This window comes from Halomarina oriensis (genome assembly GCF_009791395.1).
Taxonomy (GTDB): Archaea; Halobacteriota; Halobacteria; order Halobacteriales; family Haloarculaceae; genus Halomarina; species Halomarina oriensis.
In genome coordinates, this window is the sequence record NZ_WSZK01000015.1 from 116,482 (window position 1) to 140,675 (window position 24,194).

The following is a 24,194-nucleotide window of genomic DNA, read 5'->3' on the forward strand; positions in this document are numbered from 1 at the left end:
ACCTTACTCGTCGTCCGTGTGCCACTCGGTGTAGCCACACTTCCCGCAGTGGACGCGGTCGGAGTGCTCGGCGAGGAAGGTGTCGCCACAGCGCGGACACATCTCCTTCTCGGTCGTGCCGTCGTCGGAGTAGTACTCGTTGCGCGCCATCTCAGGCCTCCTCCGCCTCGGGATCGGCTTCCTCGTCCATGCCGATCTTGTTGCGTTCGAGCATGTACTCCTGTTCGACGTCGCGGGCGGCGTCGGCCGTCTCGTAGACCTTCGCGTAGCCGACGGTCTTGCGCATGCCGAACTTCGTGTCGAGTTCGTGGATGACGACCTCGTCGGCGTCCTTGTTCAGTTTCGCGGCGAGCGAGTCACGCACCGAGAGACGCGAGGGGGTCGCCTCGTCGTGGACGACCTCGAACCGCACGTCGGAGCGGTGCAACATCGGGTTGCCCTCCTCCGAGATGACGTTGATTTCCATGGTTACGTTGTACGACAATGCTCTCGTCGCGGCTAAAAGGATTTCGAGTCGGAAAGCCGGCCGCGGCGGGTGCTCCGCGACCCACCGCCCGGTCCTACAGGAACAGTCGGACGTCGTTCACCACGTCGTTGTCCTCGCCCGCGGGTAGGTCGATGGTAGTCGGGTCGCGCCACGACGCGGTCCAGTCGTGGCCCGCCTCGGGGTCGATTTCGGTGGTCTCGACCGGCGACGCGGTGAACACCACGTCGTACCCGCTCGTCTCCCTGCCGTCTTCGGCACGGTACGTGGAGCGACGGACGCGAAGCACGTCGTCGCCGGTCGCGTCGACGCCCGTCGCCGTCGTGACGATACCCCGGGCCGCTTCGACGTACTCCTCGTCGTGGTCCACTTCGGTGAAACAGAGGTGAGGGTACGGTGCGTCGTCGTGTTCGAGCACGAGGAGTCGTCCCTCGGGGTCGGTGACGCCGACGACGACGTATCCCGCGATGTCGTCGTAGGCGTCGTGATGGTGCTGGTGGACCTCCGGCGGGTTCTCGACGTACTCGACGTCGTCACGGTCTCGGAGGGACTCGGGGTCGGTGAGTTCGTCCATGAGAACGACGGTCGCTCCCCCGTCGAGCGGGGAGGTGGTGACCCGCACCGACTGTGAGGAACGCCGTCGCTGGAGGTAGCGAGAACTGATAGAAGAACTCACCGATTTCGTTTCGTCTCTTTTCTACGTGTAATAATTCGCAGCGCGGCGTCTTAACTGTTTCGTCGCTCGGGGGTCACTCGATGCCGAGTGCCTCGTTCGCGCCGTCACCGTCGCCCTCCATCCGCGCGAGGAACTCGCGCATCGCCGCGCGCGTCTCGTCGTCGACGCGAACGTGGACCATCCCCTCGTCGGGTTGGCCGTAGACGACGCTCGCGCCGTCGGGCGCGACGGCGATGGCCGGCACGGCCGCCAGGTCCTCCTCGCCCTCGACGAGGAGAACCGTGGACTCGTCGGACGCCAGCGCGTCCGCGAGCGCGACCAACAGGTCCCGCGAGAGGGTCGCCGCGGGGTTCTCGACGTGGACGACGCTGTCGAACGCGTCGGTGTCGACGCGCTCGTCGTCAGGGAGTTCCGTTCGCTTCGTCAGGCCGTCGACGAGTGCGACGTCGGGCGTCGTCTCCCGGAGCAGGTGGGTCGTGACGACGTCGCCCACCGCGACGAGCGGTCGGCCGGCGTCGGCCAGCAGTGCCGCGGGGTCGGTGTAGAGCGGCCCCACCGGGTCCTTCAACTCGGCGCGGAGTTCCTCGGAGAGTTCGAGCATCGTCACGCCACCTCGTCGCTCGGCCGTCGCTCGGCGCGGGCGGCGGCGTGTGTCGTCATCACCGGACCTTCAGCGCGTACGCACCGGGTTCGGTGACCTCCATCTCCTGGGCGATCTCCGATTGCTCGGGGTGGGCGATGACGACGTAGCCCGCCCAGTCCTCGGTCAGCGACGTGGAGCCACAGACGACACAGGACTGCTCCTCGCCGGCGTCCTGGACGCGGTGGCACTCACGACAGACGAGTCGGGTCGCCATCGTCACTCACCCGCCGTGGCTTCCTGCTCGCGTTTCTTCTGGAGCCAGCCGTGTTTGCCCAGTCCGGGCTGTTTCGCCGTCAGACCGATCTTCGAGTCGCGCGGGTTGCGCTCGTCGATGGACTTGGTGACGATGCGGGCGCGGACGGCGTCGCCGACACCGAGCGTCTGGTTGGACTCGCGGGAGGCCAACTGCTGGCCCTCCTCGTCGAACGCGAGGTACTCGTCGGAGATCTGCGAGACGTGGAGCAAACCGTCGACGGGACCGATACCGACGAACGCCCCGAAGTTGACCACTTCGACGACCTCGCCGTCGATGACCTCCTGCATGTCCGGGTCGAACGTGATGGCGTCGAACTCGGCCTGGTAGTAGACGCCCGGCTTCCCGGGGAGGACCGAGCCGTCACCGATGTCGACGACGTCGACCACCGAGACGACGGAGCCGACCTGTTCGTCCATCCGGCCTTCGAGTTTGTCCTGGAGCAGTTCCTTCACGAGCTGGTCGGACACGTCTGCGAGGAACCGTGGCGGCACCTCGACCGTGTCGCGGAGTGTGACCCTCTTGTACATGTTCAGTTGATTGCGAGTTGGTTGTGGCCCCTTATACCGATTGCCTTGCCGGGAAGACGGTCACGCAGGGGCCCGTCTCTCGTGACCACGTAGTCCGCCGTCCCGCGCTCGGCCAGTTCGACCAGCGCGTCGTCGGCGTAGTCGGCGTCCGTCTCGACGACGGTACACCGCTCGGCGAGGTCACGGCCGACCGACGCGGCCGTCGCCTCCGTCCCGTTGCCGTCTGCGAGCTTTTCGAGTTCACGGACCACCGCACGCGGCGTCACGAGGTCGTACACCCCGGCACCGAGGATTCGGTCGAGTTCGTCGAAGACGCGAACGTCGCACTCGACCGGCATCATCAACGCGCTGGTGTCCATGGCGACGTGCATTCCTATCCGGTGAGCGTCCCGACGCCGATGAGTCGCCAGCGCGTCCCGACGCGGCGGTTGATCGCTATCTTCGCGCCCTCCTCGGCGCAGACGGGGCGTTTGAGGTTCACCTCGGCCTCGTCGTCGCGGGCGCTCGTCACCGCACCCACCGTCGTGGACGTCCCGACGGTGAGCATCAGCGGTTCGCCGGTCGATATCTCCTCGATGTCCTCGCCACCGACGAGGCGGTCGAGCAGTTCGACCTCCATCGTGAACGAGTCCCACGTCGGCGGGAGACTGCCGGGCGGTCCGGCGACCTGTCCCGCCAGCGCGTCACCTTTCGTCAGCGACGGGTCGAGACCCGTCCCGACGCCGAGCAGTCCGCCCGGTCCGACCTCGTCGACGATGTTGCCGCCCGCCTGCAGCGAGCGAACGCTCGTCCGAATCTCGTGGTACTCGGCCTGCCCCCCCTCCTCGATGCGGCGGCCGGGACGGAGTTCGAGGTCGTCGCCCTTCTCCAGACGCCCCTCGACGAGACTGCCGCCGAGCACGCCGCCCATCAGGTTCTCGAACGTCGTGCCGGGGCGGTTGATGTCGAACGAGCGGGCGACCTGCATCCGCGCGTCGGCGTCCGGGTCGCGCTCGGGGGTCGGAATCGCCTCCTCGATGGCCTGCATCAGCAGGTCCATGTTGACCTCCTGCTGGGCCGAGATGGGGACCACGGGCGCGTCCTCGGCGACGGTGCCCGCGACGAACTCCTGAATCTCCTCGTAGTTGTCGCGTGCCCGCTGGCCGTCGACCAGGTCGACCTTGTTCTGGGCGATGACGATGTTCTCGATGCCGATGATGTCGAGCGCCATCAGGTGTTCTGCGGTCTGTGCCTGCGGGACGGGTTCGTTCGCCGCGATGATGAGCACCGCACCGTCCATCATCGACGCCCCCGAGAGCATCGTCGCCATCAGCGTCTCGTGGCCCGGTGCGTCGACGAACGAGACGGTGCGGACGCGCTCGCTTTGCTCCCCGTTGTCACACTCTTCGTCGACCGTGTAGCACTCTGGCTCGTCCATACCAGGGCACCGACGGAACGTCGCGTCCGCGTACCCGAGGCGGATGGAGATTCCGCGTTTCATCTCCTCGGAGTGCTGGTCGGTCCACTCGCCGCTGAGCGCCTGCACCAGCGTCGTCTTGCCGTGGTCGACGTGGCCGACCAGACCGATGTTCACCTCCGGTTGTCGGTTGTTCCCTGTCATATCGAGAGTAATAGGGGGAAGTCGTCCGGTGAAGGATTTAAAACTGCTGTTCTGGGGAGCGACCCAGAATCGGTGCGACGAACACAGTGAGTCTCACGCGATTCACGTGAGGAGCGAGCGTCAGTGAGCGACGAGCGTGGCCCCGGTCGGACCGTGGAGCCAGCGGGTCCGTAGGACCCGCCCACGTCCGACCTCGAACACCGCGAACGGACGACCCGAGTCACACCGAACGGACGAGCAGTGAGTCTCTCCTCCCGACAGGTCCCCTCTCGTGAGTGAGTGCGACGGCCGTCGAACGGCCGTCAGACACCGCCACAACGCCTTTCACGGCGGTCTTCGAGAATCGGGTATGCCACCACTGCGAGCACTGGCGACGTTGCTCCTCACGGAGGTCACCGACGTGGTGGACCGCGGCGAGGACGACCTGCCGGGCGAGGAGATTCCAGTCACCGAAGAGTGACCGACCACCGGGAGACCAGCGGTCGCTTCCGGAACCGGACTGAAACGTTCTTCAGTTGGTTCGCCAACCTAACTGTATTTCTGCTAACACTTTTTCTCCCGTGTCGCGTCCGTCCACCCGTGCTGGGAACTTCCGTCGAACGGACGACCGGTGGCGAGACGGCCGGTCAGGAACCCGCTGTGGGGTATCGACTCCCGAGACTCGACGTGCCAGTCGCGGCGCTGGTGCTCGCACTCGGTGCACTGGTCGCGGTCGGTGCGCTGGCGTGGCTGCTCGTGACCACGCCGCTCGGCATCGTCGCAGTGTACACCGTCGTCGTGTTGTTGCCGCTGCTCATCCCGATGGCCGTGGTGTGGGTGGTGAGTTCGGTGCTGGAGCGGTACTGAGCGCCCGACCGCGTGGCGAACCGGACGTTTTTCTCCCCCGCTCGCCAACCCCGAGCGTGCGCGAGTTCGGCTTCGAGATGCGCCTCTGTGCCCGACTGGAGAGCGACGGCCACCTCGTGAGTCGCCAGCTCGGAACCGGCACGCGAAGCCGACGCATCGTCGACACCGTACTCGTCGAACCCGGCCCGGCGTTCGCCGAGCGGACCCGTATCACCGACGCGACCATCCCCGCGGCGGCCATCGAGGCCGACGTCGGAACCGGCCGGGCGCGCTACTGGCGCGACGCGCTCGCCGACTACCACCCCGAGTACGCCCGCGAGGTGGTCGAAGCGGCCGTCGACGCGGGCTTCTTCGAACGGGAACGGCGCGGCGCACGCGAGTACGTCCGCCAGACGACGCGATACCCCGACGACTGGTTCGGGCGACTCCTCGGCGTCGAGAACAAACCCGACCTCTCGCGGCCCGGCGACCTGGAGACCCAGTTGCGAAAGGACGTCTCGCTCGGCCTGCTCGACGAAGTCGTCCTGGCGACGGCCACGTACGTCACCGGTGCGCATCTCAACCGCATCCCCGAGGAGGTGGGCGTCTGGCGCGTCGACCCCGAGGACGGTAGCTACGAGGTGGTCCGCGAGGCCACGCCGCTCGCTCCCGAGGAGTCGGGTGTCGAGGTCGTCGGCGAATCCCGGACGGAGACGCACGTCGAGGTGGTCGACGCCACCGAGAAGGCCCGTCTCCGTCGCCGGGTCGCCGAACGCGCCTACGGCAAGGGCTGGCGGGTGCCGGTCATCGACTGTCCGCACGTCGACTGTCTCGAACTCGGCGGCGTCGGGCCGATTCCGTACTGTACCCGCGAGGAACGTGTCGTCGGGCCGGGCCACGCCTGTGACTGTGCCGACGGCACGCGTGACGTGGACCTCGACGCGTTCCGAGCGGCGACGTCGCCGTGGGTCCGGAACCCACGGGGCGTGGTCCGCCGGCAGTCGGGACTCGACCGCTTTCGCTGACGACGAGCCCCCTCACGGCACTACCCGATAGAGGAGACGTCGTAGCGCTCGAAGAGGTCGCGGGTCCGTTCGTCGCGGTGGGCGCGGAGGACGCTGACCCCCGCGACGGACGCGCCGGCGTCCTCGACGAGGTGGGCCGCCGCCCACATCTGGGCCCCCGTCTCTATCCAGTCGTCGACGACGAAGACGCGGTCACCCTCACCGACCAGTTCGCGTGCGAGTTCGAGCGTCTTGGTCCGGCCGGAGTAGTCGGTGAGCTGGCGACGGTGGAGGTCCTCGTCGCGCAGCGGGAACTTCCCGCCTTTCCGGACCGGGACGAACCCACAGCCGAGGTCACGGGCGACGGCCGCGCCGAGCACGAGTCCGAGCGCTTCGACGCCGGCGACGTGGGTGCAGTCGCCGGGCGCGGGGCGGCCGACGTCCGTCACGAGGTTGTCGAACACGCCCGGGTCGGCGAACAGCGGCGTCACGTCGTACCGACCGACGGCGTCGGTGTTGAGCCGACGGTGGTAGTAGCTGTACTCCATACCCCTCACTCGTGGGCACGGCTAAGGTCCGTTTCGGCCGACCCGTCGGCGCTACGGGGTGAGAGTCGCCGGGCGAACTCAGAGGGTGTACCGCTCGCCGTCGACGGCGACGTCCTCGGCGAACGCCTCCTCGGGCGTCGGGAAGTGCGAGACGTGGACGATGCGGTAGTCGGCGGCGTTCAGGTCGTCGGCCAGCGCCCGCGCACCCTCGAACGTCATGTGCTTCGTCCCGAACGTCCGTGGGGTGCCGTCGTCGGCCTCGTGGGTGCCGCCGAGCGGGTGGTACTCACAGAGACGAGCGGGGACGATGCCGTCGACCAGCAGGAGGTCGGCGTCCGCGAGTGCCGCCCGCGAGTCGTCGGGAATCGCGTACGAGGAGTCACCGGACAGCGCCAGCGTCGCTCCCGTCTCCGGGTCCCGGACCGTCAGTCCGTAACAGACCAGCGGCGGGTGGTCGACGGGGACCAGCGTCACCTCGAACCCGCAGGACTCGAAGGCCTCGAACGGCGTCTGCGGGTGGACCGTCACCCGGTCGAGGTAGTCGAACTTGCTCCGGACCGTCTCGGCGACGCTCTCGCCGGTCTCGGGGTCGGTCTCGTCGGCGGCGTACACCGGGAACGAGTCGAGCAGACGGTAGGCGTTCCCCAGACCGTCGAGGTGGTCGAAGTGGATGTGGCTGACGACGGCCTCGTCCGGGAGCGGGACGTCCTCGCCGAGGAACTGGTGGCGGAAGTCCGGCGAGCAGTCCACCAGCAGCGACTCGCCGGTGCGCTCGTTGTGGACGTGGACCGAGAACCGCGAGCGCTCGACGCCTCGCTGCCGGGCCGCCTCGCAGGTGTCACAGCCACACCCGGCGGTCGGCGTCCCCGTCGTGTCGCCGGTGCCGAGCAGCGTGACCTCCACGGGTCAGTCGTGGCCGTGGTCGGCGTGCGCGTGGTCGTGGTCGGTGTGTGCGTGGTCGGCGTCACCGTGGTCGTGGTCGTCCTCGTCTTTGTCCTCGTCACCGGCCGCATCGCGGCCGTTGCCCGCGATGAGTTCGTCGCTGTCGTCCATCATGTCGAGGTTCTTCAGGTTGTCGCGCTCCTCGAAGTCCTCGACGGCGTCCAGCAGGTCCTGCTGGGTGAGCGTGGTGCGCTCCTCGGTGAGCGCTTCGAGGACGGCCTCCCGGAGGACGAGTCGGAGGTCGCTCCCCGTCAGCCCCTCGGTCTCGGCCGCGAGGGCGTCGGGGTCGAAGTCCACGATGTCCATCTGCCGGGTGATGACCCGGAGGATGTCCGAGCGCATCCCGTCGTCCGGTTTGGGGAAGTTGACGATCTCGTCGAAGCGCCGCCAGGCCGCCGAGTCGAGTTGGTTCGGGTGGTTGGTCGCCCCGATGAGCAACACCTCGTCGCGGATGAGCGAGATCTCGTCGATGGACTTCAGGAGCGTGTTGACCGCACGCTTGATGGCGGCGTGTTCGTCCGACGAGCGCGTCTTCGCCACGAAGTCGAACTCGTCCATGAAGAAGATACACGGCGAGAGCCGTTTGGCGACCATGAACGCCTTGTCGACGTTCTTGGCCGTCTCGCCGAGGTACTGACTCGTTATCATCGACAGTTTCACCTCGACGAACGGCAGGTCGAGTTCGTGGGCCAGCGCGCGGGCGATACTCGTCTTCCCGGTGCCGGGCGGGCCGACGAACAGCAGTTTCCCGATCTCCCGGAGGCCGATCTGCGCGAGGTAGTCGCGGTGCTCGATGGCTTTGACGATCTTGCCGATCTCGCCCATCTGGTCGTCGGTGAGCACGAGGTCGTTGAGCGTCATCTCGACCTCCTCGGGGGCGCGGACCTCCACGAGGTCGAGCATCTCCTCGTCGTCCTCGTCGAACATCTGGTCGAGGAGGCTGTCGATCCAGATCCGGTCGGCGTGGACCGGGCGGTTGTTCGCGCGAGCGACCTCGTAGTCGACGTCCTCGACGTCGTCCTCGAAGAACTGGGCGAGCGTCGGGTTCGCCAGCAGCCGTTCGGCGTCGGCCCGCTCGGCGAACCACTTTCGGGCCATCCCGACGTCGGTGAAGCCGATTTCGCCGGAGAACTCCGTGCGTTCGGTGAACATCAGGTCCGAGACGGCATCCCAGGGGTGGGCGAGGTCGGTCGCCTCGGCGACGGCCGTCTCGGTGGTCGAGAGAGGCCGTTCGATGCCACCCGGCGCGGGGCGGCCGGAGGACTCGTCGGGGGTCGCGTCGGCGCTCCAGAAGGCGCGGCGATACGCGGGGGGGAGGTCGCCCGGGTCGAGATTGCGGTTCTCGCTGTAGACGTGCGCTGTCAACAGCAGTTCGACGACGTCGAGCGCCGGGGCGGTCATTTCCCGGAGAGTTACGGCTTGAGCGTGATAAGACCGTCGGAGAGCGGTCGTGCCGGCGCGGTCACGCGGCCGGTCGACGACACCGGCGTGGTCTATCGGCCGACTCGGGCCGGAGCGACCGACTGGTTACCACCGTCGGGGTCGAGTGCGTCGAACACCCGCGACTCGACACTGGCGTACTGCCGCCAGTCCTCGCGGACGAAGACGACGAACTCGCTGGACCAGCCGTAGCGCTCGAAGGTGTGTTTCTCGTAGCCGTCAAGATACGGCTCGATGTCCGAGGCGTTCCCCCCCGTCGTTGCCCGGTCGGTCGGCGAGCGTGACGACGACGGGCGGGAGCCGTTCGGGAGCAGTCCGCTGAACGTCGCTCGCACGAATCCGACTGTCGACCCGAACCTCCGGTTCGCCGGGGGCACGGGTCTCGTACTGCTGTTGTTCGATGTACCACGCCATCGGCAGGCGGTCGAACCAGTTGCCCGTCCGGTACGGGTGGTCGGCCTTCGACTCGTTGCCGGTGTAGAACTCGTCGCCGAAGTAGAGGATGTCCGTCCCACGGTTCTCGCGGGAGACGTCGGCGACCTCTCCTTCGAGGAGCGTCTTCAGTTCCGGCGTCGAGGACTGGGCGTACTGGACGAGCTGGTCGTCGTCTGCGGTGTGGTCGGTGAAGTAGACGGTCGTTCCGACGGCGTAGCCGACCTGCGCGGTGACCAGGAGCAAGACGACGGCAGCGAGCGCCACCCCGGTCCGGTCGTCGGTCCGGAACGCGTCGACGCCCCACCGATACAGGACCGCCAGACCGACGGCGGCGGGGAAGACGAGGCCGACGACGGCGTGGACGGCCGCCCACGGCGCTTTGATGTCGGTGACGATGGGGTAGCCCGCGACCGAGAACAGGCCCCAGAAGAACCCGAGCGTGACGAGCGCCCGCGGTCCCGACTCGCCGTAGCGGTCGGCGGCGACCCCGACGAGCGCCAGCACGGAGACGGCCAGCGCACCGACGCCCATCGTCTTCAGGTAGTGGCCGAGATACTCGAGATAGGAGTGTTCACGGTCGGTCACCCACCGGTTGAACTCCTCCCAGGCTCCGACCGTGGACTCCTCGACGACCGCGAGAAACGGCGACGGGTCGCCCGCGAGGAGCGACCCGAGAGACGCGTAGAGGTCCAGTCCACCGGCGCTGTAGGGGTCGCCGTAGCCGCCACCCCGTGGCGCGTAGAAGAACACGACGACCGCGAAAAACAGGACGGCCAGTCCGACGGCCGTGAGCGTCCAGCCGACCCCCTGGAGGCCGAGTCGGTCCCTCGACCGTTCGTACGTCTCGGCCCCGGTGGCGCGGTGGACGTACCCCGCCAGTGTCTCGCGGGCGGGGACCCCCCGGCCCCGGTTCCGAACGAGACTGGTGTCGAGGACGAAGACCCCCGCCCCCAGCCAGCACATCGGGTACAGCAGTGCGTTCTCCTTCGCGCTCAGCGCGAGGGCGGCGGTGACGACGGCGACGGCCAGCCAGCGGCGGTGGCGGGTGTCGTACGCCCGGACGAGGCCGCCGAGCGAGACGAGCATGAACGCCGCGACGAGGACGTCACTGCGCATGAACCGCGAGTAGTACAACAGGAGCGGGTTGAACGCCAGTAGCAGGGCCAGCGCGACCACTTCCGAGTCACGGAGCCGCGAGCGGAACAGCAGCGCCGCCAGCGGCATCGACGCCCCGACGAGCGCGACGACGAGTCGCGCGGAGAAGTCGGAGGGGCCGAGCGCCGAGAACACCCAGCGGTTGACGATGGGCAGGAACGGCCCGTGGATGATGGCGCGGTACTCGAACGCGCCGGTCTCGGTGTACCTGAGAATCCAGTAGGCGACCCGTGCCTCGTCCTGGTGTGCGATGCGGTCGCCGAGCGCGACGAGACGGGCGAGCAGGCCCACCGCCGTGATAGCGAGGACGGCGAGCAGTGTGGTGCCACCGGGGAGACGGTCGAGCGTGGCCCGGACGCGACCCGCTCGGGTCGCCCGCGTGGTCGGCGAGTCCGTCGCCATCGGTCAGCGACCACCCCTCGGTGGCGTCGTCGCCCGGCGGACGGCGGAGGGCGTGTCGGTCATGCCAACGGGTTTCAGGCACCGCGGCAAGAATCCTTCTACTGCCCGCCGTCGGTCGCGGGACGCCGCCGAACCGACCGATCGTGTCGCCGTCCGTGGGTAAACTCCGAGAACCGCGAGCGGCGTTCTGCCGCAATTTAAGTGTGCGACTCACCTGCATCCGGTATGGCCGACACGACACCCGTCGTCGTCCGGGCGTACCGAACCCCCTTCGGAAAGGAAGGCGGCGCGTTCGCCGACGTACGAAGCGAGGACCTGACGATTCCGCTCGTCAACGAGATTCTGGCCGACACCGGTCTGTCGGGCGAGGACATCGACGACCTGATGCTCGGCTGTGCACAGCAGCGCGGCGAGCAGGGCAACAACATGGCGCGCATCGTCGCGCTGCTGTCGGACCTCGGCGAGTCCGTCCCCGGCACGACCATCAACCGCTGGTGTGCCTCCTCGGCACAGGCCGTCGTCAGCGCGGCCGACGCCGTTCGCGCGGGCCAGCGCGAGGCCATCATCGCCGGCGGCGTCGAGAACATGTCCCGCACCAAGATGGGCGCGAACAACGAGATTCACCTCCGGATGAACGAGGACTACAACCTCGCCGCGCTCCAGATGGGCATGACCGCCGAAGAGGTCGCAGAACGCTACGACGTCTCGCGTGAGGACCAGGACGACTACGCGTTCCGCAGCCACCAGCGCGCCAGCGAGGCGACCACGTCCGGTCGCTTCGGCGACGAAATCATCCCCATCGAGACCGACGAGGGCACCGTCAGCGAGGACGAGGGTATCCGCCACGACGTGAGCCGCGAGAAGATGGGCGAACTCCCGACCGTCTTCAAGTCGGAGGGCAGTGTCACGCCCGGCAACGCCTCGCAGATTACCGACGGTGCGAGCGCGCTACTCGTCACCTCGAAGGCGTTCGCCGAAGACAACGACCTCGACGTGCTCGCCGAAATCGGCAACAACAGCGTCGCCGGTGTCGAACCGGAAGTGATGGGCATCGGTCCCGTCCCCGCCGTCGAGGACCTGCTCGAACGCTCGGGTCGAACAATCGAGGACTACGGTCTCGTCGAACTGAACGAGGCGTTCGCCAGCCAGTGTCTCTACTGCCAGCGCGAACTCGGTATCGACGACGAGAAGTTCAACGTCAATGGCGGGGCCATCGCGCTCGGCCACCCGCTCGGTGCGACCGGTGCTCGCCTGCCCGTCACGCTCGTCCACGAGATGATCAAGCGCGACGCCGAACGCGGCATCGCCACGGAGTGCGTCGGCTTCGGACAGGGAATGGCCATCGAGTTCAGCCGGTAAGACTCACCAACCAGATTTTTTAGTGCGACGTGGCAGGAGCGTTGAGCGACGGCTATCTGCGCGGCTTTCGCGCCTCGATGGCCGACGAGACGAGGAACTCGCTCAGGTCTCGCGAGTCGTTCCACTCGCGGATGAACGAGGCGCTCTCGTCTTTCGGAGCGATAGCGACGGCTTCGAATCCGACCGTGTCGAGCATCTCTTCGAGGTCGGCGACGGTCGCCGCACCCGAGACGCAGGCAGCCAGCGCCTCGGGGTCCTCGCGCACGTCGTCGGGGAACGGCGCGGTCTGGACGACGTCCGAGATGGCGACCCGGCCACCGGGCCGGAGGACGCGGAACGCCTCGGCGAACACCCGTTCTTTGTCGGGTGAGAGGTTGACGACGCAGTTCGAGACGACGACGTCGACTGCCTCGTCGGCGACCGGCAGGTGTTCGATTTCGCCGAGCCGGAACTCGACGGTCTCGGCGTCGTTCCGTCTCGCGTTCTCGCGGGCTTTCTCGACCATCTCGGGCGTCATGTCGACGCCGAGGACGCGCCCGGTCGGACCGACCGCCTGCGCGGCGAGGAAGCAGTCGAACCCCGCACCGGACCCGAGGTCGAGGACCGTCTCGCCCGCGTTCAGGTTCGCGATAGCCGTGGGGTTGCCACAGCCGAGTCCGAGGTTCGCCCCTTCGACGACCGAATCGAGGGCCTCGTCGTCGTACCCGACCGCTCGCGACTGCTCGTCGGCGCTCGACGAGTCGCATCCGCACTCACAGCCGTCGGCACAACAGCCACCACCGCTCCCTTCGGCAGCGATACCGGCGTAGCGCTCGCGGACGAGACGGCGCTGGTCGGCCGCGCTCCGGACTGCTCCGTCGGGGTCACTCATCGTCGCCACCTCGAACGTCGTCGAGCGTGTCGAGCAGTCGTACCGCGACGGGGGTGACGCTGTAGTAGCGCCAGCGGCCCTCCTTTCGCCGAGAGACCAACCCGGCGCTGTGCAGTCGGGAGAGCGCCTGACTGACCGCGCCCTGACTCACGCCGAGTGCTGGCTGGAGTTCACAGACACAGACGCCGTCCGATGCGCTCGCCACGATGCGCAACGCCTCGTAGCGCGTGTCGTTCCCCATCGCCGAGAGCAGTGCCACGTCGGTCGCGACGGTGTCCTCTGCGACGTCGACCGGCATCGAACAGCACGCCTCACCCGTCTCGTCGGTGACCGGAGTTTGAGAGTTCATTTTAGCTACTGCTAATATTAGCAGCTGCTAATATAGCGCTGTCGGCAGTGGTGAACTGCTCGTCGGCCGGTAGCAGGACGGAACGGTTATCGGCCGCCCCCGACAGCCTCGGACATGGAACGCTTGGGCTACGACCACGCGACGGGCCGCCACTGTGGCTCGACGTCGCTGTCGAACCTCGCACGCTACTACGACTGGGGCCTCGACGAGGAGACCTGTTTCGGCCTCGCCTCCGGTCTCGGCTTCACCTTCTTCGAACTCGACGACTCGCCACACCGGGCGTTCTTCGGCCGACCCGTCTCCCTCGAACGCGCGTTCTTCCACACGCTGGAGATACCACACGTCGAACGCGAGGGTGCGGACTGGGACGAGACGTGGACCGACGTCCGTGAACGCATCGACGAGGGCCACCCCGTTCTCGTCTTCACGGATATCTACGACCTCCCCTACTTCGACACGGAGACCCACTTCGCGCCTCACTCGCTGCTCGTCGTCGGGTACGACGAGGGTGAGGCAATCCTCTCGGACAGCGAGTTCGACGACCCCCAGCGGGTTCCGGTCGCGGACCTCCGTGGGGCGATGAACTCCCGGGCGATGGTCCCGTTGCAGAACCGTTACGTCGTCGTCACCGACCCCGAACTCGGTGCGGACCTCGACACCGCCGTCGAGGAGGCCACCGTCGAGATGGCCCGCTCGATGCTCCGACCGGGGACGGGCCGCTACGACCCCGGAACGGTCGGCGTCCACGGCCTCGCGGGCATCCAGCGCCTCGTCTCGGACATGGCGTCGTGGATGCAGCTTCCCGACCCCGCGTGGACCGTCCGGTTCGCCTACCAGAACGTCGAGCGACGTGGGACGGGCGGCGGCGCGTTCCGTGGCCTCCAGCGTGACTTCTTCCGGGCCGTCGACCACCCGTTCGGCGACGACGTCACCGAGGAGATGGCCGCCATCGCCGAGGAGTGGACGGCCGTCGGCGAAACACTGAAACAGGCGAGCGAAGCGGACGAGGACCGAGAACTGCGCGACGGCATCGACGAGGCGGCGGGCGAGATTCGACGACTCGCGGACCGCGAGGCGCGACTCTACCAGTCGATACTCGATTCGGCGAACTGAGCGACGGCCTACCGCTCTTGCCCGGCCGTCCACGGCGTCTCGCCGCTGACGCCGCCCGTCTTGTAGACACCCCGAGCGGTGGCGACGTGCGTGTCCGACCCGTCCTCGATGTCGACGGTGACGGTGGCGACGCTGTTCCCATTGCGCGTCACTTCGGCCTCGGCGACCAACCGCTCGCCCGTCGCCGGTGCGAGGTAGTCGATGCGCATGTCGATGGTCGGTGTCACCGTCTCGTTGAGGTCCACGACGGCGGCCCCACCGATGGTATCGGCCAGCGAGTACGCGACGCCACCGTGGGCGATCATGCTGCCCGGGTTCGAGGAGTGTTCTTCCTGCAGGTCGACGTGACCCACGGCACGTCCGTCACCCACCTCGTCGAGTTCGATGCCGAGGTGGTTGGCGAACGGGATGGAGTCGAAGAAGGCGTCGACGAGGCTCATACCCGTCGCTCGGGCGGTTCGGCCAAGGGCGTGTCGGAACGGCGAAGAACTGCGATACAGGACGCGAGACGAGTCACTCGGGGTGACAGAACACCATCGCCTCGCGGACCGACTCGCGGTCGCCGATGATGGTGATACGGTCGCCACGGTCGAGGACGAAGTCCGCGTTGGGGACCTGCACCTCGCCGTCCCGAGCGACGAGCGTGATGAGACACCCACCGGGCAGTTCGGGACCGACCTCGCGGACCGACCGGCCCACGAGGTCCTCGGAGGTGACCTCGACCTCCTGGACGTCGCCGTTCTCGCCGATACCGGAGGTCCACTTCGCCAGCGCCGGGCGTTCGATGAGGTTGTCGATGGCCTGGGCCGTCGCCGTCGTCGGGGCGACGGTCCGGACGCCGAGGTCCTCGAACGCGTCGACGTTGTTCGCGTTGTTGACCCGCGAGACGATGGTTTCGATGTCGAACCGGGAGTCCGCGAGCTGTGAGACCAGCAGGTTCACGTCGTCGTCGCCGGTGGCGGCGACGAGCGTGCTGGCCTTCCCGGCCCCGGCCGACTGTAACACGTCGATGTCGGTGCCGTCACCCTGCATGACGGTGTGCCCCTCGTTGCGAGCGAGTTCGAGTATCTCGACGGTCTCTTCGACGATGACGACGTTCTCTCCACGGTCTTCGAGACGGTCCGCGAGCGCACGGCCCACGGTGCCGCCTCCGATGATGATTGCGCGCATAGGGATGATGTCGAGGTACTCCGCGATGTAGCGGGCGAGGCCGGCCTCGAACACGACCGTCGCCATGATGACCAGAAAGACGGTGCCGACGAGCAGCGTGGCGGCGCTGTCGAGTGCCGCCGCCTCCGCCGCCGTCCCGGCGATGTCGCCGGCCCGGATGCCGGCGGCTTCCGCACGGAGTTCGACGGCGAACAGCGTCGCCACGGACGCCGGGATGATACCGCGTGGCCCGACGAAGCTCATGAACAGCTTCTCACCGGTCGTGAACCGGTCGCCGAACAGCGAGACGAACACCAGCAGCGGCCGGATGACCACTGCGACGACCACGACGACGATGATGCCACCGATGCCCAGGTCGATGACCTCCTGAGGCTGGAGCAACGCCGCCAGCGCGATGAACACGAACGACAACACGATGAGCGTGATGTCGCCTTTGAAGTCGGTGATGTCCTCTTCGTACGGGAGGTCGGCGTTGCCCAGCAGGATGCCTGCGGTCGCGACGGCTGGCAGGCCCGCCTCGGTGGCGAAGTAGTCGGCCGCGCCGTAGGAGACGAGCGCACCGGCGAGCACGAGCAGGCGGGCGTTCTGCGGAGCGCTCTGTGGCGAGAGGTCGACGTACCGGATGGCGTAGTAGAGCCCGCCCGCGACGACGACGCCGACGAGCATGCCGATACCGAGACGCTCGACGAACCCTGCGACGAGGCCACTCTCACCGGTGTGGCCGATGACCACCTCGAAGACGACGACGGCGATGATGGCCGCCGTGACGTCGTTGACGATACCCTCCGTCTCCAGGGCCGCCTCGACCCGGTCACGGGCCGGGACGACCTCCAGAATCGGCGCGATGACCGTCGGCCCGGTGGCGACGAGCAACGCCCCGATGAGGAAGGCGACGTCCCACTCCGCAGGGAGCGCCAGTTTCACGACGATAGCCGTCCCGACCAGCGCGATGACCGCGCCGACGGTGACGAGACGGATGGTCTCGGCCGGCGCTTCCCGCAGTTTGTCTATCTTGAGGTGGAACGCCCCCTCGAAGACGATGATGGCGACCGAGAGACCGACGATGGCCGACAGCGACTCACCGAACGTCGCCTGCGAGACGATAGGTTCGGGGAGGAAGAAGCCCGAGACCGGCCCCAGCAGCAGGCCGGCGGCGATGAGGAAGATGATACTCGGTGTCCTGAAGCGGTCTCCGAGTATCTGCGAGACCACGCCGAGGGCGATGATACCGGCGACGAGGGGGATGAGTTCACTGGCCACTGTTTCGGGTCCTCGCCGTCAGCGTCGTCCCCGACCACTAAACCCCCACCGGTTCCGTCGAGCGCTTTCCGACCACCACCAGCGACAGAACGGACGTTCGTCCAGCTCTCGCTCGGTTCGGTTGACGTTGCACGGGAGATGGACGCCGGTCAATCGTCGCGGTCGCGGTAGTCGAGGTAGCCGAGCACGCCGCGCGTGTTCAGGCGCGTCTCGGCGCGTGCCTTCCGCTCGCTCCAGACGTCGCCCATCTCGGTCTCGCGCTGGAACCGTTCGATGACCGCCTCGTCGTCGCCCAGTTCCTCGCGCGCGGCCTCGACGTCGGCGACCCACTCCGACAGGACCGCCTCGTACCGGTCGAGCAGTCCGTCGGTCTCGGCCGACCCGAAGTGCGTGAACAGCAGCGTCTCGGGGGCCAGTTCGCGGAGCAGGTCGACGTCCGTGAGCGCCCTCTCGAAGTGGAACTGCGCGGGCGGGGTGGTCTGGACGACGTCGTCCAACTGCGGGACGTAGATGCCCGCCGCGTCGGCGGCGAAGACGGCGTCGTTGGCGGGGTCCTCGAAGACGACCTGGTGGGGGGCGTGGCCCGGCGCGTGGTGGACGCGCAGTTCGTGGTCGCCCAGGTCGACGACGTCACCGTCGGTCACCTCCCGGATGCGCTCGTGGGGCACCGGGATGGGGTCGTCGTAGTACTGCCACTGGTCTTCGACGGCCGCCTTCGTCCCCTCGACCAACCGTGAGGGGTCGGCGAGGTGCGGTGCCCCCGTCTCGTGGACGACCACCTCGGCGTTCTCGCAGGCCCGTGCGAGGTGGCCCGCACCGCCCGCGTGGTCGAGGTGGACGTGGGTGACCGCGACGACGTCGAGGTCCTCGGGGGCGATGCCGACCCGTGCCATCGCGTCGAGGATGTCCGCGGCGCGGGTCCCCAGTCCCGTCTCGACGACGGCCGGTCGCTCGGCGTCGAGGACGTAGACGCCACCGTACTCGGGGGTGTCGTACATCCCCACGTCGAGGAAGTGGAGGTCCTCGCAACTGCCCGTCTCGACTTCGACGAGGTCACCGATTGCCATGTCCGGAGGTGCGTCGGAGGCAGTGAAAAATCGGTCGGGTCCAGCGCTTGGACGCTACGTCGGGCCCGAGCGAGACGACGAGTCGGACGCCCCCAACCCCACTGCGACCCCGAACCACAGATGCGACACGCCTTTGGCCGGACCGGCGGAACCGGCGAGTATGCTCAGCAGACAGTTCGTCCGGGAGAACCCGGAGGTCGTCCGTGACGCCCTCCAGAACAAGGGCGTCACGGACGTCGACCTCGACCACGTCCTCGACGTCGACGAGGAGTGGCGCTCGCTCAAGGCCCGTGGTGACGACCTGCGACACGAACGCAACGAGGTCAGCCAGCGCATCGGGACACTCAAACGCGACGGCGAGGAGGAGGCGGCCCAGGAGGCCATCGACCGGTCGAGCGAACTGAAAGACGAACTGGAGACGGTCGAAGAGCGCGCCGACGAACTCGAAGGCGAACTCGAAGCCGCGCTGCTCGAACTGCCGATGGTTCCCCACGAGGACGTGCCGGTCGGACAGACCGAAGCCGAGAACGTCGAACGCCGGCGCGAGGGGTTCGACGACCTGCGCGAACTGCCCGACGACGTGGTCCCCCACTACGATATCGGCGAGGACCTCGACGTGCTGGACTTCGAGCGTGGCGCGAAGGTCAGCGGCGGCGGCTTCTACTTCCTGAAGGGCGACGGTGCGCGCCTCGAACACGCGCTCGTCCAGTTCTTCCTCGACGTCCACCGCGAACAGGGCTACGTCGACGTCTTCCCACCCATCCCGGTCAACTCGCGGTCGATGACCGGAACGGGCCAGTTCCCGAAGTTCGTCGACGACGCCTACCGACTGGGCGGGGCGAACACCGAGGCGTACGACGACTCGGACCTCTGGCTCTGTCCGACGGCGGAGGTGTCGGTGACGAACATGTACCGCGACGAGATACTGCTCGACGACGACCTGCCGCTGAAACACCAGGCGTACTCGCCGAACTTCCGGCGTGAGGCGGGCGAACACGGCACCGAGACCAGAGGCATCGTCCGCGTCCACCAGTTCAACAAGGTGGAGATGGTCCAGTTCGTCCGGCCCGACGAGAGCTACGAGGCGTTCGAGGGCCTGCTCGACGACGCCGAGGAGGTCCTCAGGGAGCTCGGTCTGCCCTACCGCATCCTGGAGATGTGTACGGGCGACCTCGGGTTCACGCAGGCGAAGAAGTACGACGTCGAGGTGTGGGCACCCGGCAACGACGAGGACGACGGCCCCGAGGAGGGCGGCCGGTGGCTCGAAGTCTCGTCGGTGTCGAACTTCGAGGACTTCCAGGCCCGACGTGCGGGCATCCGGTACCGTCCCGAGCGTCACGAGAGCGCGGAGTACCTCCACACGCTCAACGGGTCGGGCCTCGCCCTGCCGCGCGTGATGGTCGCCATCCTGGAGTACTACCAGAACGACGACGGCACCGTGACAGTGCCCGAGGCCCTCAGACCGTACGTGGGCGGTCAGGAGACCATCGAGGGTCACGACCCGGTCGGCGAGAGCGCACTGGGGAGCGGCGACCGCGAGTAGTCGGTCCTCGCTCCGCGGTCTGAACCCCTTCGACCCGACTAGACGGAGGACGTGACAGTCACGCTACCGGAGCGGAGTCGCTCACGTCGCAGGGACCAGCGGTTTGTGGCTCGCGGGCGTCGAGTGCTGACAGTGATGAACACGACGTCCACGGTGAAGTCGGTCGTCTCGGTCGCCCAGGACCGCAACCTGACCCTGCTCGCGGCCGGCTTCGCCTACTACGCGTTCGCCTCGGCGATTCCGCTGGTCGTCCTGTTCCTGATACTCGGCTCCATCGTCGGCGGCGAGGCGTTCACCTCGCTCGTCGTCGAGCAGGTGGGGTCGTTCCTCTCGGGAAGCGGCGAGGAGGTCGTCCAGCAGGCGCTGTCGGCCGGTGCGGGACGAACCGGTGCGGGTATCGTCGGATTCCTCCTGGTCGTCTGGAGCGCCATCAAGGTCGTCCGGGGACTCGACGTCGCGTTCGCGGAGATATACGCGACCGTCGACGACCCATCACTGGTCGACCAGGTCACGGACGGCCTCGTCACGCTGGTCGGGGTCGTGTTCGCCGTCGGCCTGATGATCGCGGTCGGTGTGGTGCTTCGCGGGGGCGTCCTAGAGATGGTCCCGTACCCGAACCTCCTCGGCGCGCTGGCGCTGCTCGTGGGCCTCACCGTCGGTCTCCTGCCGCTGTACTACGTCCTTCCGGAGACGGACATGACGGTCCGACGAGCGCTCCCGGGCGCGGCCGTCGCCGCCGTCGGTTGGCTCGTCCTCCAGTTCGTCTTCCAGGCGTACCTCGCCGGCTCCGGGAAGTACGCCGCCTACGGCTTCCTCGGTGCGGTGTTGCTGTTCGTCACCTTCCTCTACTTCGCCGGCATCCTACTGCTGGTCGGCACGACGCTCAACTACGTTCTCGGACCGCGGCCGACTCGGGCCTGACGGAGGGCCTCGCGGAGGCCGGTCGGGACGGTCCGTCCACCTGTCGGAGCCCCGTCAGTGTGTGTACGTCGTCAGCCGCGTCACTCGTCCGTCGGCGACGGCGAACACGTCGACGAACCCGAACCACTCGCTCCCGTCCGCTCGCAGGAGTCGCCCCCGGACGGCCACCTCGCGCACGTCCCCGGAGTCGTCCGCGTCGCTCGGCGAGTCGTCTCGAACGTACACCGCATCGAGTTCGTGCGTAGTGTCGGTCGCCGGACGCTCCTCGCGCATGAACCGGACGAACCGGTCGCGGCCCTCGATGGTCCGGTCCGGCCGGTCGTGGACGAACGCGGGCGCGAGCAGGTCGCCGAGCGCGTCGTCCGTGGCGTCCGCGGCGTCGTCGATGGCGCGGTAGTACGACCGGGCGAGCGTGGAGGGGTCCATACGGAGCGTGTCGACGGCCGGTCGCAAAAACGCTCGTGACCGCGACCCGGCCGACCGGCGAACGGCGTGTTTTTCTCACACCGTCGGTAACTCGTCGTGTGGACCTGCACGTCCGGTACGAGGGCGACGACGACCCGAAGAAGTGTTCGGCCCGAAAGCTCGCGCGCTTCGACCTCGCGGAGCTACACCGCTCGGCACGCGCGACACCGACCGGTATCGTGCTCAACCCGTTCGCCGAGCAGGCGCTCGCACCGGGGGACGCCGCCCCCACGGCAGACGAACCGGGCTTCGAGGCGCTCGTGGCGCTCGACTGCTCGTGGGAGACCGCCGAGCGCGAGGCGTTCGACCTCCGTGGTCGCCACCGCGCGCTGCCCTTCCTCGTCGCGGCCAACCCCGTCAACTACGGGACGCCGTTCCAGTTGAACACCGTCGAGGCGTTCGCCGGCGCACTCTGCATCCTCGGCGAACGCGACCAGGCCGAGGCCATCCTCTCGAAGTTCCGCTGGGGCCACACCTTCCTCGAACTCAACGCGGAGCCACTGGAGCGCTACGCCGACTGTGCGAACTCCGAGGAAGTGGTCGCCGTCCAGCAGGAGTACCTCGACGCGGGCGAGGAGTGAGTCGGTGACTACGACTCGCTCGTGGCGAGTTTCGTCAACCGCTCGCGGACGACCCACGGCGGCGAGAGACTGTCGAGGTCGGACTCCAGTTCGAGCGCGTCGAGTGCTGCCCGTCCTTCCGGGGTGTTCGGTCGAGAGAGCGCGTGGTAGAGATACGAGAGACGGAGCAACGACCGGGCGCGCTCGACCTCCATGTCACTGTGGACGCGGAACACCGTCCGCCCGGAGGCCGGCGTCAACGGGTCCGGGGTCGTCCAGCGAGCGTCCACGAGCGGTTCGTGGAGGAGACGGCCGAACGTCACGGCCACCCGGCCGCCGAACGTCGCCGCCCCGACCTCACGACTGCCGAGCGAGAACACCCGGCCGCCGCTCCGACCCGGTTCGACCGTCACGCCGGGCCACCGGCTCACCTCGTCGACGAGGGGTTCCATACGGAGGGACGCATCTGATTCGGTACGAGAACTCATACCAAGGCTACGCGGTCGGAGATATTAAGCTACTCTGAGGGTTCGTCGGCCCCGCTCGCGTCCCCGGTGAGACGGCCCGCGTCGGCGGTCACCCGGTAGCGGCCGCTCGCAGCGTGGCGCTCGGCGAGGGCCGGCGTCGTCGTCACGAACCCACCGAACCCGACCCCGGAGACGACGATAGCCAGCGCGAGGAGGTCGCTCACGGCCACCGGGAGCGTCGGTCCGAGGCCGACGAACGAACACCCCGTACCGAGGAGCACGACGGCGAACAGGAACGGACCGCGGCCGTCGCGGAGCACGAGCGAGGACCGTACGACGAGGCGCACGAACGGACGTGACAGTCACAGGAACGTAAACGTTCGCCGGCGCGTCAGCGGAACCCGCGAGTCCCCGCGAGCGTGAGCGGACTGGTCGGCAGTCCCGTGGGGACGTCCGGGTCGTTGTAGTCGCTCGGTGCGACGTCGTTGGGCGTCTCGGGGTAGAACACCGACGCGAGACGCTGAATCTGCCCACGCCCCACGTCGAGTTCGAACTGCCCGCCGCCGTAGAGCGACGTCCCGCGGTCACGGGCGTACTCGATGCTGTCCAGGAGGGACTCGACGGTGCCGAACCGCGACGGTTTGACGTTGAGCCACGACGGCTCGAACGGGAGGTCCTCGATGGTCTCGACGCTCGTGATGGGCGCGTCCCACGAGATGCGCTCCGCGGCCCCCTCGACGATGGGTCGGGTCTCGTCGGTCAGCGCCGGGTCCTCGACGACGGCGTCGGAAAAGCCCTCGACGACACGTTCGTACAGCGCCGGGTCGGGGTCCTGGTCGACCGTGGTTCCGTGGTACTGGCCCTTCAGGTCGAGGATGCGCACCGGGTAGTCCGCCAGGTCGGCGACCAGCGCGTCGTCCCACTCGCTGGTCGGGTCGAGTTTGAACTCGGTGTCGGGGTAGACGTCGAGGATGTCGTCCAGGCGGTCCGTGCTCGGGTCGTCGCCGAGTCGCGTCGAGACGACGAACCGGAGCGAGTCGTGCTCGTGGTCGAGCACGCTCGCCAGGTCGGTGTCGGCCTGCCGGAGCGCCAGGTCGAGCGCCGCGCTCTCGAACCCCCAGCGGCGGTAGTGGTACGACGCCTCGCGTTCCGCCGGTTCGGGGAACAACTCGACGTCGTCGAGGTACTCGGAGAACCCCGAGAGCGTGTACTCGCCGGCGAGGTCGAGGTCGTGGCCCACCAGTCGCTCGTGGTCCTCGGTGTCGTAAGTGACGTCCTCGCCTTTCCCCGTCTCGCCCGCCCCCGACAGCGCGACGGTCGTCGACATCCGGTCGAACCCCGAGGAAGTGGCACGCTCTTGGGTCGTTCGTTCGTGGTCCTCGACGACCAGCGACAGGTCCGCCACCGAATCGTACAGCGACATACCCGTTCGTCGGGTGGCGCAGGCTTACCGTTTGGTGTGGGCCGACCGACCGCACGGACCACGGGTGGGACTGGAAGGGGCCGGGCGCTCGGCGAGCGAGACGAAGCAAGCACTGGAGTGAGCAGCGCGAACGAAGCGCGCAGCGAGTCACAGCCGTCGAGCGTCCGGGGGCTTCCGAGGCGGTCACGACACCAGTCTCGGTGAAACGACCCCATCGACACCACCTAGCCAGCACTCGCAATCCTTAACCGCGCCCGTCAAGAGAATCGCACATGGCCAGTTTCGAGGAAGCAGAAGCGCGGATGCTGAACAAGATGATCTGCATGCGCTGTAACGCCCGCAACTCCCCCGAGGCGACGAAGTGCCGCAAGTGCGGCTACAAGAACCTCCGGCCGAAGGCGAAAGAGCGCCGCGCGGTCTAAAACGACCTTTTATGCCCGCGCCGGGGTCGCACAGCGACCCCGACAGGGTAAAAGCTCTCCCAGCAAGCGCGCGGGACGTAGTCCCGCTGGCAACCGGCGGCTTCGCCGCCGGTGACGAAGCTTCTGGGAGCCTGTGAGACGCTCCGCGTCTCACAATGGGACCAAAAGGATTCCTCCCTCACTTCGCGCTCCCCGAGCGCTCCGCTCGGTCGTCACCCCGCTCGCTCACTCCGGAGGACTCGCTCCGCTCGTCTTCCGTGCTCCCGC

General features: G+C 67.9%; 29 protein-coding genes. 8 read left to right on the forward strand and 21 right to left on the reverse strand.

Annotation, left to right across the window (positions count from 1 at the left end; translation table 11 throughout):
* Positions 1-3: 3 nt before the first annotated feature.
* The 8 genes from GQS65_RS07170 to GQS65_RS07205 all read right to left on the reverse strand — a co-directional run bounded on the left by GQS65_RS07170 (position 4) and on the right by GQS65_RS07205 (position 4,186).
* Positions 4-150, reverse strand: a complete 147-nt coding sequence (locus GQS65_RS07170; protein ID WP_158203977.1) for a 30S ribosomal protein S27ae — start codon at positions 148-150, stop codon at positions 4-6.
* Position 151: 1 nt separating this feature from the next.
* On the reverse strand, positions 152-466 hold the full coding sequence (locus GQS65_RS07175; RefSeq protein ID WP_158203978.1) for a 30S ribosomal protein S24e: 315 nt from the start codon (positions 464-466) through the stop codon (positions 152-154).
* A gap of 94 nt (positions 467-560) precedes the next feature.
* Positions 561-1,160, reverse strand: coding sequence for a hypothetical protein (locus GQS65_RS07180; protein ID WP_368279924.1), 600 nt, complete (start codon positions 1,158-1,160; stop codon positions 561-563).
* A gap of 73 nt (positions 1,161-1,233) precedes the next feature.
* A complete protein-coding gene (locus tag GQS65_RS07185; RefSeq protein ID WP_158203979.1) occupies positions 1,234-1,761 on the reverse strand; it encodes a GTP-dependent dephospho-CoA kinase family protein in 528 nt (175 codons plus the stop codon).
* A 58-nt stretch (positions 1,762-1,819) separates the two neighbouring features.
* Positions 1,820-2,017 (reverse strand): transcription elongation factor subunit Spt4, encoded by a 198-nt coding sequence (gene spt4 / locus GQS65_RS07190; RefSeq protein WP_158203980.1) that lies wholly within the window; start codon positions 2,015-2,017, stop codon positions 1,820-1,822.
* Between the two features lie 2 nt (positions 2,018-2,019).
* Positions 2,020-2,586: a DNA-directed RNA polymerase gene (locus GQS65_RS07195; RefSeq protein ID WP_158203981.1), complete on the reverse strand. Its 567-nt coding sequence runs from the start codon at positions 2,584-2,586 to the stop codon at positions 2,020-2,022.
* A 2-nt stretch (positions 2,587-2,588) separates the two neighbouring features.
* Positions 2,589-2,945: a twitching motility protein PilT gene (locus GQS65_RS07200; protein ID WP_158204619.1), complete on the reverse strand. Its 357-nt coding sequence runs from the start codon at positions 2,943-2,945 to the stop codon at positions 2,589-2,591.
* A 14-nt stretch (positions 2,946-2,959) separates the two neighbouring features.
* Positions 2,960-4,186 (reverse strand): translation initiation factor IF-2 subunit gamma, encoded by a 1,227-nt coding sequence (locus GQS65_RS07205; RefSeq protein WP_158203982.1) that lies wholly within the window; start codon positions 4,184-4,186, stop codon positions 2,960-2,962.
* A gap of 579 nt (positions 4,187-4,765) precedes the next feature.
* Between GQS65_RS07205 and GQS65_RS07210 the strand changes: the two genes are divergently transcribed.
* A complete protein-coding gene (locus GQS65_RS07210; protein WP_158203983.1) occupies positions 4,766-5,032 on the forward strand; it encodes a hypothetical protein in 267 nt (88 codons plus the stop codon).
* Between the two features lie 56 nt (positions 5,033-5,088).
* A complete protein-coding gene (locus tag GQS65_RS07215) occupies positions 5,089-6,036 on the forward strand; it encodes a DUF5787 family protein (RefSeq protein ID WP_368279925.1) in 948 nt (315 codons plus the stop codon).
* 20 nt (positions 6,037-6,056) lie between these two features.
* Here the strand turns inward: GQS65_RS07215 and GQS65_RS07220 are convergent, their stop codons facing one another.
* The 4 genes from GQS65_RS07220 to GQS65_RS07235 form a co-directional block, all read right to left on the reverse strand.
* A complete protein-coding gene (locus GQS65_RS07220) occupies positions 6,057-6,563 on the reverse strand; it encodes a phosphoribosyltransferase family protein (protein ID WP_158203984.1) in 507 nt (168 codons plus the stop codon).
* A gap of 78 nt (positions 6,564-6,641) precedes the next feature.
* Positions 6,642-7,466 carry an MBL fold metallo-hydrolase gene (locus GQS65_RS07225; RefSeq protein ID WP_368279928.1) on the reverse strand — a complete coding sequence of 275 codons (825 nt, stop codon included), beginning with the start codon at positions 7,464-7,466 and terminating at the stop codon, positions 6,642-6,644.
* Positions 7,467-7,469: 3 nt separating this feature from the next.
* Positions 7,470-8,906 carry an ATP-binding protein gene (locus tag GQS65_RS07230; protein WP_158203985.1) on the reverse strand — a complete coding sequence of 479 codons (1,437 nt, stop codon included), beginning with the start codon at positions 8,904-8,906 and terminating at the stop codon, positions 7,470-7,472.
* 258 nt (positions 8,907-9,164) lie between these two features.
* A complete protein-coding gene (locus GQS65_RS07235) occupies positions 9,165-10,937 on the reverse strand; it encodes a flippase activity-associated protein Agl23 (protein ID WP_158203986.1) in 1,773 nt (590 codons plus the stop codon).
* Positions 10,938-11,162: 225 nt separating this feature from the next.
* Here GQS65_RS07235 and GQS65_RS07240 point away from each other — a divergent pair, with 225 nt between their 5' ends.
* On the forward strand, positions 11,163-12,296 hold the full coding sequence (locus GQS65_RS07240) for a thiolase family protein (RefSeq protein ID WP_158203987.1): 1,134 nt from the start codon (positions 11,163-11,165) through the stop codon (positions 12,294-12,296).
* 52 nt (positions 12,297-12,348) lie between these two features.
* Here GQS65_RS07240 and arsM read toward each other — a convergent pair whose 3' ends face one another.
* Together arsM and GQS65_RS07250 are read right to left on the reverse strand one after the other, a co-directional pair.
* Entirely contained in the window at positions 12,349-13,167 is an 819-nt protein-coding gene (gene arsM, locus GQS65_RS07245; RefSeq protein ID WP_158203988.1) for an arsenite methyltransferase, read from the reverse strand.
* Entirely contained in the window at positions 13,160-13,516 is a 357-nt protein-coding gene (locus GQS65_RS07250) for an ArsR/SmtB family transcription factor (protein WP_158203989.1), read from the reverse strand. The genes arsM and GQS65_RS07250 overlap by 8 nt, the downstream gene beginning before the upstream one ends.
* A 114-nt stretch (positions 13,517-13,630) precedes the next feature.
* Here GQS65_RS07250 and GQS65_RS07255 point away from each other — a divergent pair, with 114 nt between their 5' ends.
* Positions 13,631-14,629, forward strand: a complete 999-nt coding sequence (locus GQS65_RS07255; protein ID WP_158203990.1) for a BtrH N-terminal domain-containing protein — start codon at positions 13,631-13,633, stop codon at positions 14,627-14,629.
* Between the two features lie 8 nt (positions 14,630-14,637).
* Here the strand turns inward: GQS65_RS07255 and GQS65_RS07260 are convergent, their stop codons facing one another.
* The 3 genes from GQS65_RS07260 to GQS65_RS07270 all read right to left on the reverse strand — a co-directional run bounded on the left by GQS65_RS07260 (position 14,638) and on the right by GQS65_RS07270 (position 18,126).
* A complete protein-coding gene (locus tag GQS65_RS07260) occupies positions 14,638-15,069 on the reverse strand; it encodes a PaaI family thioesterase (RefSeq protein ID WP_158203991.1) in 432 nt (143 codons plus the stop codon).
* A 73-nt stretch (positions 15,070-15,142) separates the two neighbouring features.
* Positions 15,143-17,059: a cation:proton antiporter domain-containing protein gene (locus GQS65_RS07265; RefSeq protein WP_368279930.1), complete on the reverse strand. Its 1,917-nt coding sequence runs from the start codon at positions 17,057-17,059 to the stop codon at positions 15,143-15,145.
* Between the two features lie 149 nt (positions 17,060-17,208).
* Positions 17,209-18,126: an MBL fold metallo-hydrolase gene (locus GQS65_RS07270; RefSeq protein ID WP_158203992.1), complete on the reverse strand. Its 918-nt coding sequence runs from the start codon at positions 18,124-18,126 to the stop codon at positions 17,209-17,211.
* Positions 18,127-18,286: 160 nt separating this feature from the next.
* Between GQS65_RS07270 and serS the strand changes: the two genes are divergently transcribed.
* Positions 18,287-19,669 carry a serine--tRNA ligase gene (serS, locus tag GQS65_RS07275; protein WP_158203993.1) on the forward strand — a complete coding sequence of 461 codons (1,383 nt, stop codon included), beginning with the start codon at positions 18,287-18,289 and terminating at the stop codon, positions 19,667-19,669.
* A gap of 135 nt (positions 19,670-19,804) precedes the next feature.
* Positions 19,805-20,590 (forward strand): YihY/virulence factor BrkB family protein, encoded by a 786-nt coding sequence (locus GQS65_RS07280; protein ID WP_158203994.1) that lies wholly within the window; start codon positions 19,805-19,807, stop codon positions 20,588-20,590.
* A 54-nt stretch (positions 20,591-20,644) separates the two neighbouring features.
* Here GQS65_RS07280 and GQS65_RS07285 read toward each other — a convergent pair whose 3' ends face one another.
* Positions 20,645-21,016: a nuclear transport factor 2 family protein gene (locus tag GQS65_RS07285; protein ID WP_158203995.1), complete on the reverse strand. Its 372-nt coding sequence runs from the start codon at positions 21,014-21,016 to the stop codon at positions 20,645-20,647.
* Between the two features lie 98 nt (positions 21,017-21,114).
* Between GQS65_RS07285 and GQS65_RS07290 the strand changes: the two genes are divergently transcribed.
* On the forward strand, positions 21,115-21,636 hold the full coding sequence (locus tag GQS65_RS07290) for a DUF367 family protein (RefSeq protein ID WP_368279931.1): 522 nt from the start codon (positions 21,115-21,117) through the stop codon (positions 21,634-21,636).
* Positions 21,637-21,644: 8 nt separating this feature from the next.
* Here GQS65_RS07290 and GQS65_RS07295 read toward each other — a convergent pair whose 3' ends face one another.
* The 3 genes from GQS65_RS07295 to GQS65_RS07305 form a co-directional block, all read right to left on the reverse strand.
* Positions 21,645-22,067 carry a luciferase domain-containing protein gene (locus GQS65_RS07295; RefSeq protein WP_158203996.1) on the reverse strand — a complete coding sequence of 141 codons (423 nt, stop codon included), beginning with the start codon at positions 22,065-22,067 and terminating at the stop codon, positions 21,645-21,647.
* 65 nt (positions 22,068-22,132) lie between these two features.
* Complete coding sequence (locus GQS65_RS07300; RefSeq protein ID WP_158203997.1) at positions 22,133-22,429, reverse strand: hypothetical protein; 297 nt, start codon at positions 22,427-22,429, stop codon at positions 22,133-22,135.
* Between the two features lie 44 nt (positions 22,430-22,473).
* Entirely contained in the window at positions 22,474-23,505 is a 1,032-nt protein-coding gene (locus tag GQS65_RS07305) for a hypothetical protein (RefSeq protein ID WP_158203998.1), read from the reverse strand.
* A gap of 272 nt (positions 23,506-23,777) precedes the next feature.
* On the opposite strand from GQS65_RS07305, the gene GQS65_RS07310 reads away from it, so the two are divergent.
* Positions 23,778-23,927: a 50S ribosomal protein L40e gene (locus GQS65_RS07310; RefSeq protein WP_158203999.1), complete on the forward strand. Its 150-nt coding sequence runs from the start codon at positions 23,778-23,780 to the stop codon at positions 23,925-23,927.
* Positions 23,928-24,194 lie beyond the last annotated feature (267 nt).

Excerpts from the sequence above, each read along its gene's own strand:
- GQS65_RS07185 (WP_158203979.1), bottom strand. The coding sequence starts at position 1,761 with ATGCTCGAACTCTCCGAGGAACTCCGCGCCGAGTTGAAGGACCCGGTG.
- GQS65_RS07250 (WP_158203989.1), bottom strand. The coding sequence starts at position 13,516 with ATGAACTCTCAAACTCCGGTCACCGACGAGACGGGTGAGGCGTGCTGT.
- GQS65_RS07235 (WP_158203986.1), bottom strand. The coding sequence starts at position 10,937 with ATGGCGACGGACTCGCCGACCACGCGGGCGACCCGAGCGGGTCGCGTC.
- GQS65_RS07255 (WP_158203990.1), top strand. The coding sequence starts at position 13,631 with ATGGAACGCTTGGGCTACGACCACGCGACGGGCCGCCACTGTGGCTCG.
- GQS65_RS07200 (WP_158204619.1), bottom strand. The coding sequence starts at position 2,945 with ATGGACACCAGCGCGTTGATGATGCCGGTCGAGTGCGACGTTCGCGTC.
- arsM (WP_158203988.1), bottom strand. The coding sequence starts at position 13,167 with ATGAGTGACCCCGACGGAGCAGTCCGGAGCGCGGCCGACCAGCGCCGT.
- GQS65_RS07305 (WP_158203998.1), bottom strand. The coding sequence starts at position 23,505 with ATGTCGCTGTACGATTCGGTGGCGGACCTGTCGCTGGTCGTCGAGGAC.
- GQS65_RS07220 (WP_158203984.1), bottom strand. The coding sequence starts at position 6,563 with ATGGAGTACAGCTACTACCACCGTCGGCTCAACACCGACGCCGTCGGT.
- GQS65_RS07260 (WP_158203991.1), bottom strand. The coding sequence starts at position 15,069 with ATGAGCCTCGTCGACGCCTTCTTCGACTCCATCCCGTTCGCCAACCAC.
- GQS65_RS07295 (WP_158203996.1), bottom strand. The coding sequence starts at position 22,067 with ATGGAACCCCTCGTCGACGAGGTGAGCCGGTGGCCCGGCGTGACGGTC.
- GQS65_RS07270 (WP_158203992.1), bottom strand. The coding sequence starts at position 18,126 with ATGGCAATCGGTGACCTCGTCGAAGTCGAGACGGGCAGTTGCGAGGAC.
- GQS65_RS07240 (WP_158203987.1), top strand. The coding sequence starts at position 11,163 with ATGGCCGACACGACACCCGTCGTCGTCCGGGCGTACCGAACCCCCTTC.
- GQS65_RS07170 (WP_158203977.1), bottom strand. The coding sequence starts at position 150 with ATGGCGCGCAACGAGTACTACTCCGACGACGGCACGACCGAGAAGGAG.
- GQS65_RS07310 (WP_158203999.1), top strand. The coding sequence starts at position 23,778 with ATGGCCAGTTTCGAGGAAGCAGAAGCGCGGATGCTGAACAAGATGATC.
- GQS65_RS07230 (WP_158203985.1), bottom strand. The coding sequence starts at position 8,906 with ATGACCGCCCCGGCGCTCGACGTCGTCGAACTGCTGTTGACAGCGCAC.
- GQS65_RS07175 (WP_158203978.1), bottom strand. The coding sequence starts at position 466 with ATGGAAATCAACGTCATCTCGGAGGAGGGCAACCCGATGTTGCACCGC.
- GQS65_RS07195 (WP_158203981.1), bottom strand. The coding sequence starts at position 2,586 with ATGTACAAGAGGGTCACACTCCGCGACACGGTCGAGGTGCCGCCACGG.
- serS (WP_158203993.1), top strand. The coding sequence starts at position 18,287 with ATGCTCAGCAGACAGTTCGTCCGGGAGAACCCGGAGGTCGTCCGTGAC.
- GQS65_RS07285 (WP_158203995.1), bottom strand. The coding sequence starts at position 21,016 with ATGGACCCCTCCACGCTCGCCCGGTCGTACTACCGCGCCATCGACGAC.
- GQS65_RS07205 (WP_158203982.1), bottom strand. The coding sequence starts at position 4,186 with ATGACAGGGAACAACCGACAACCGGAGGTGAACATCGGTCTGGTCGGC.
- spt4 (WP_158203980.1), bottom strand. The coding sequence starts at position 2,017 with ATGGCGACCCGACTCGTCTGTCGTGAGTGCCACCGCGTCCAGGACGCC.
- GQS65_RS07280 (WP_158203994.1), top strand. The coding sequence starts at position 19,805 with ATGAACACGACGTCCACGGTGAAGTCGGTCGTCTCGGTCGCCCAGGAC.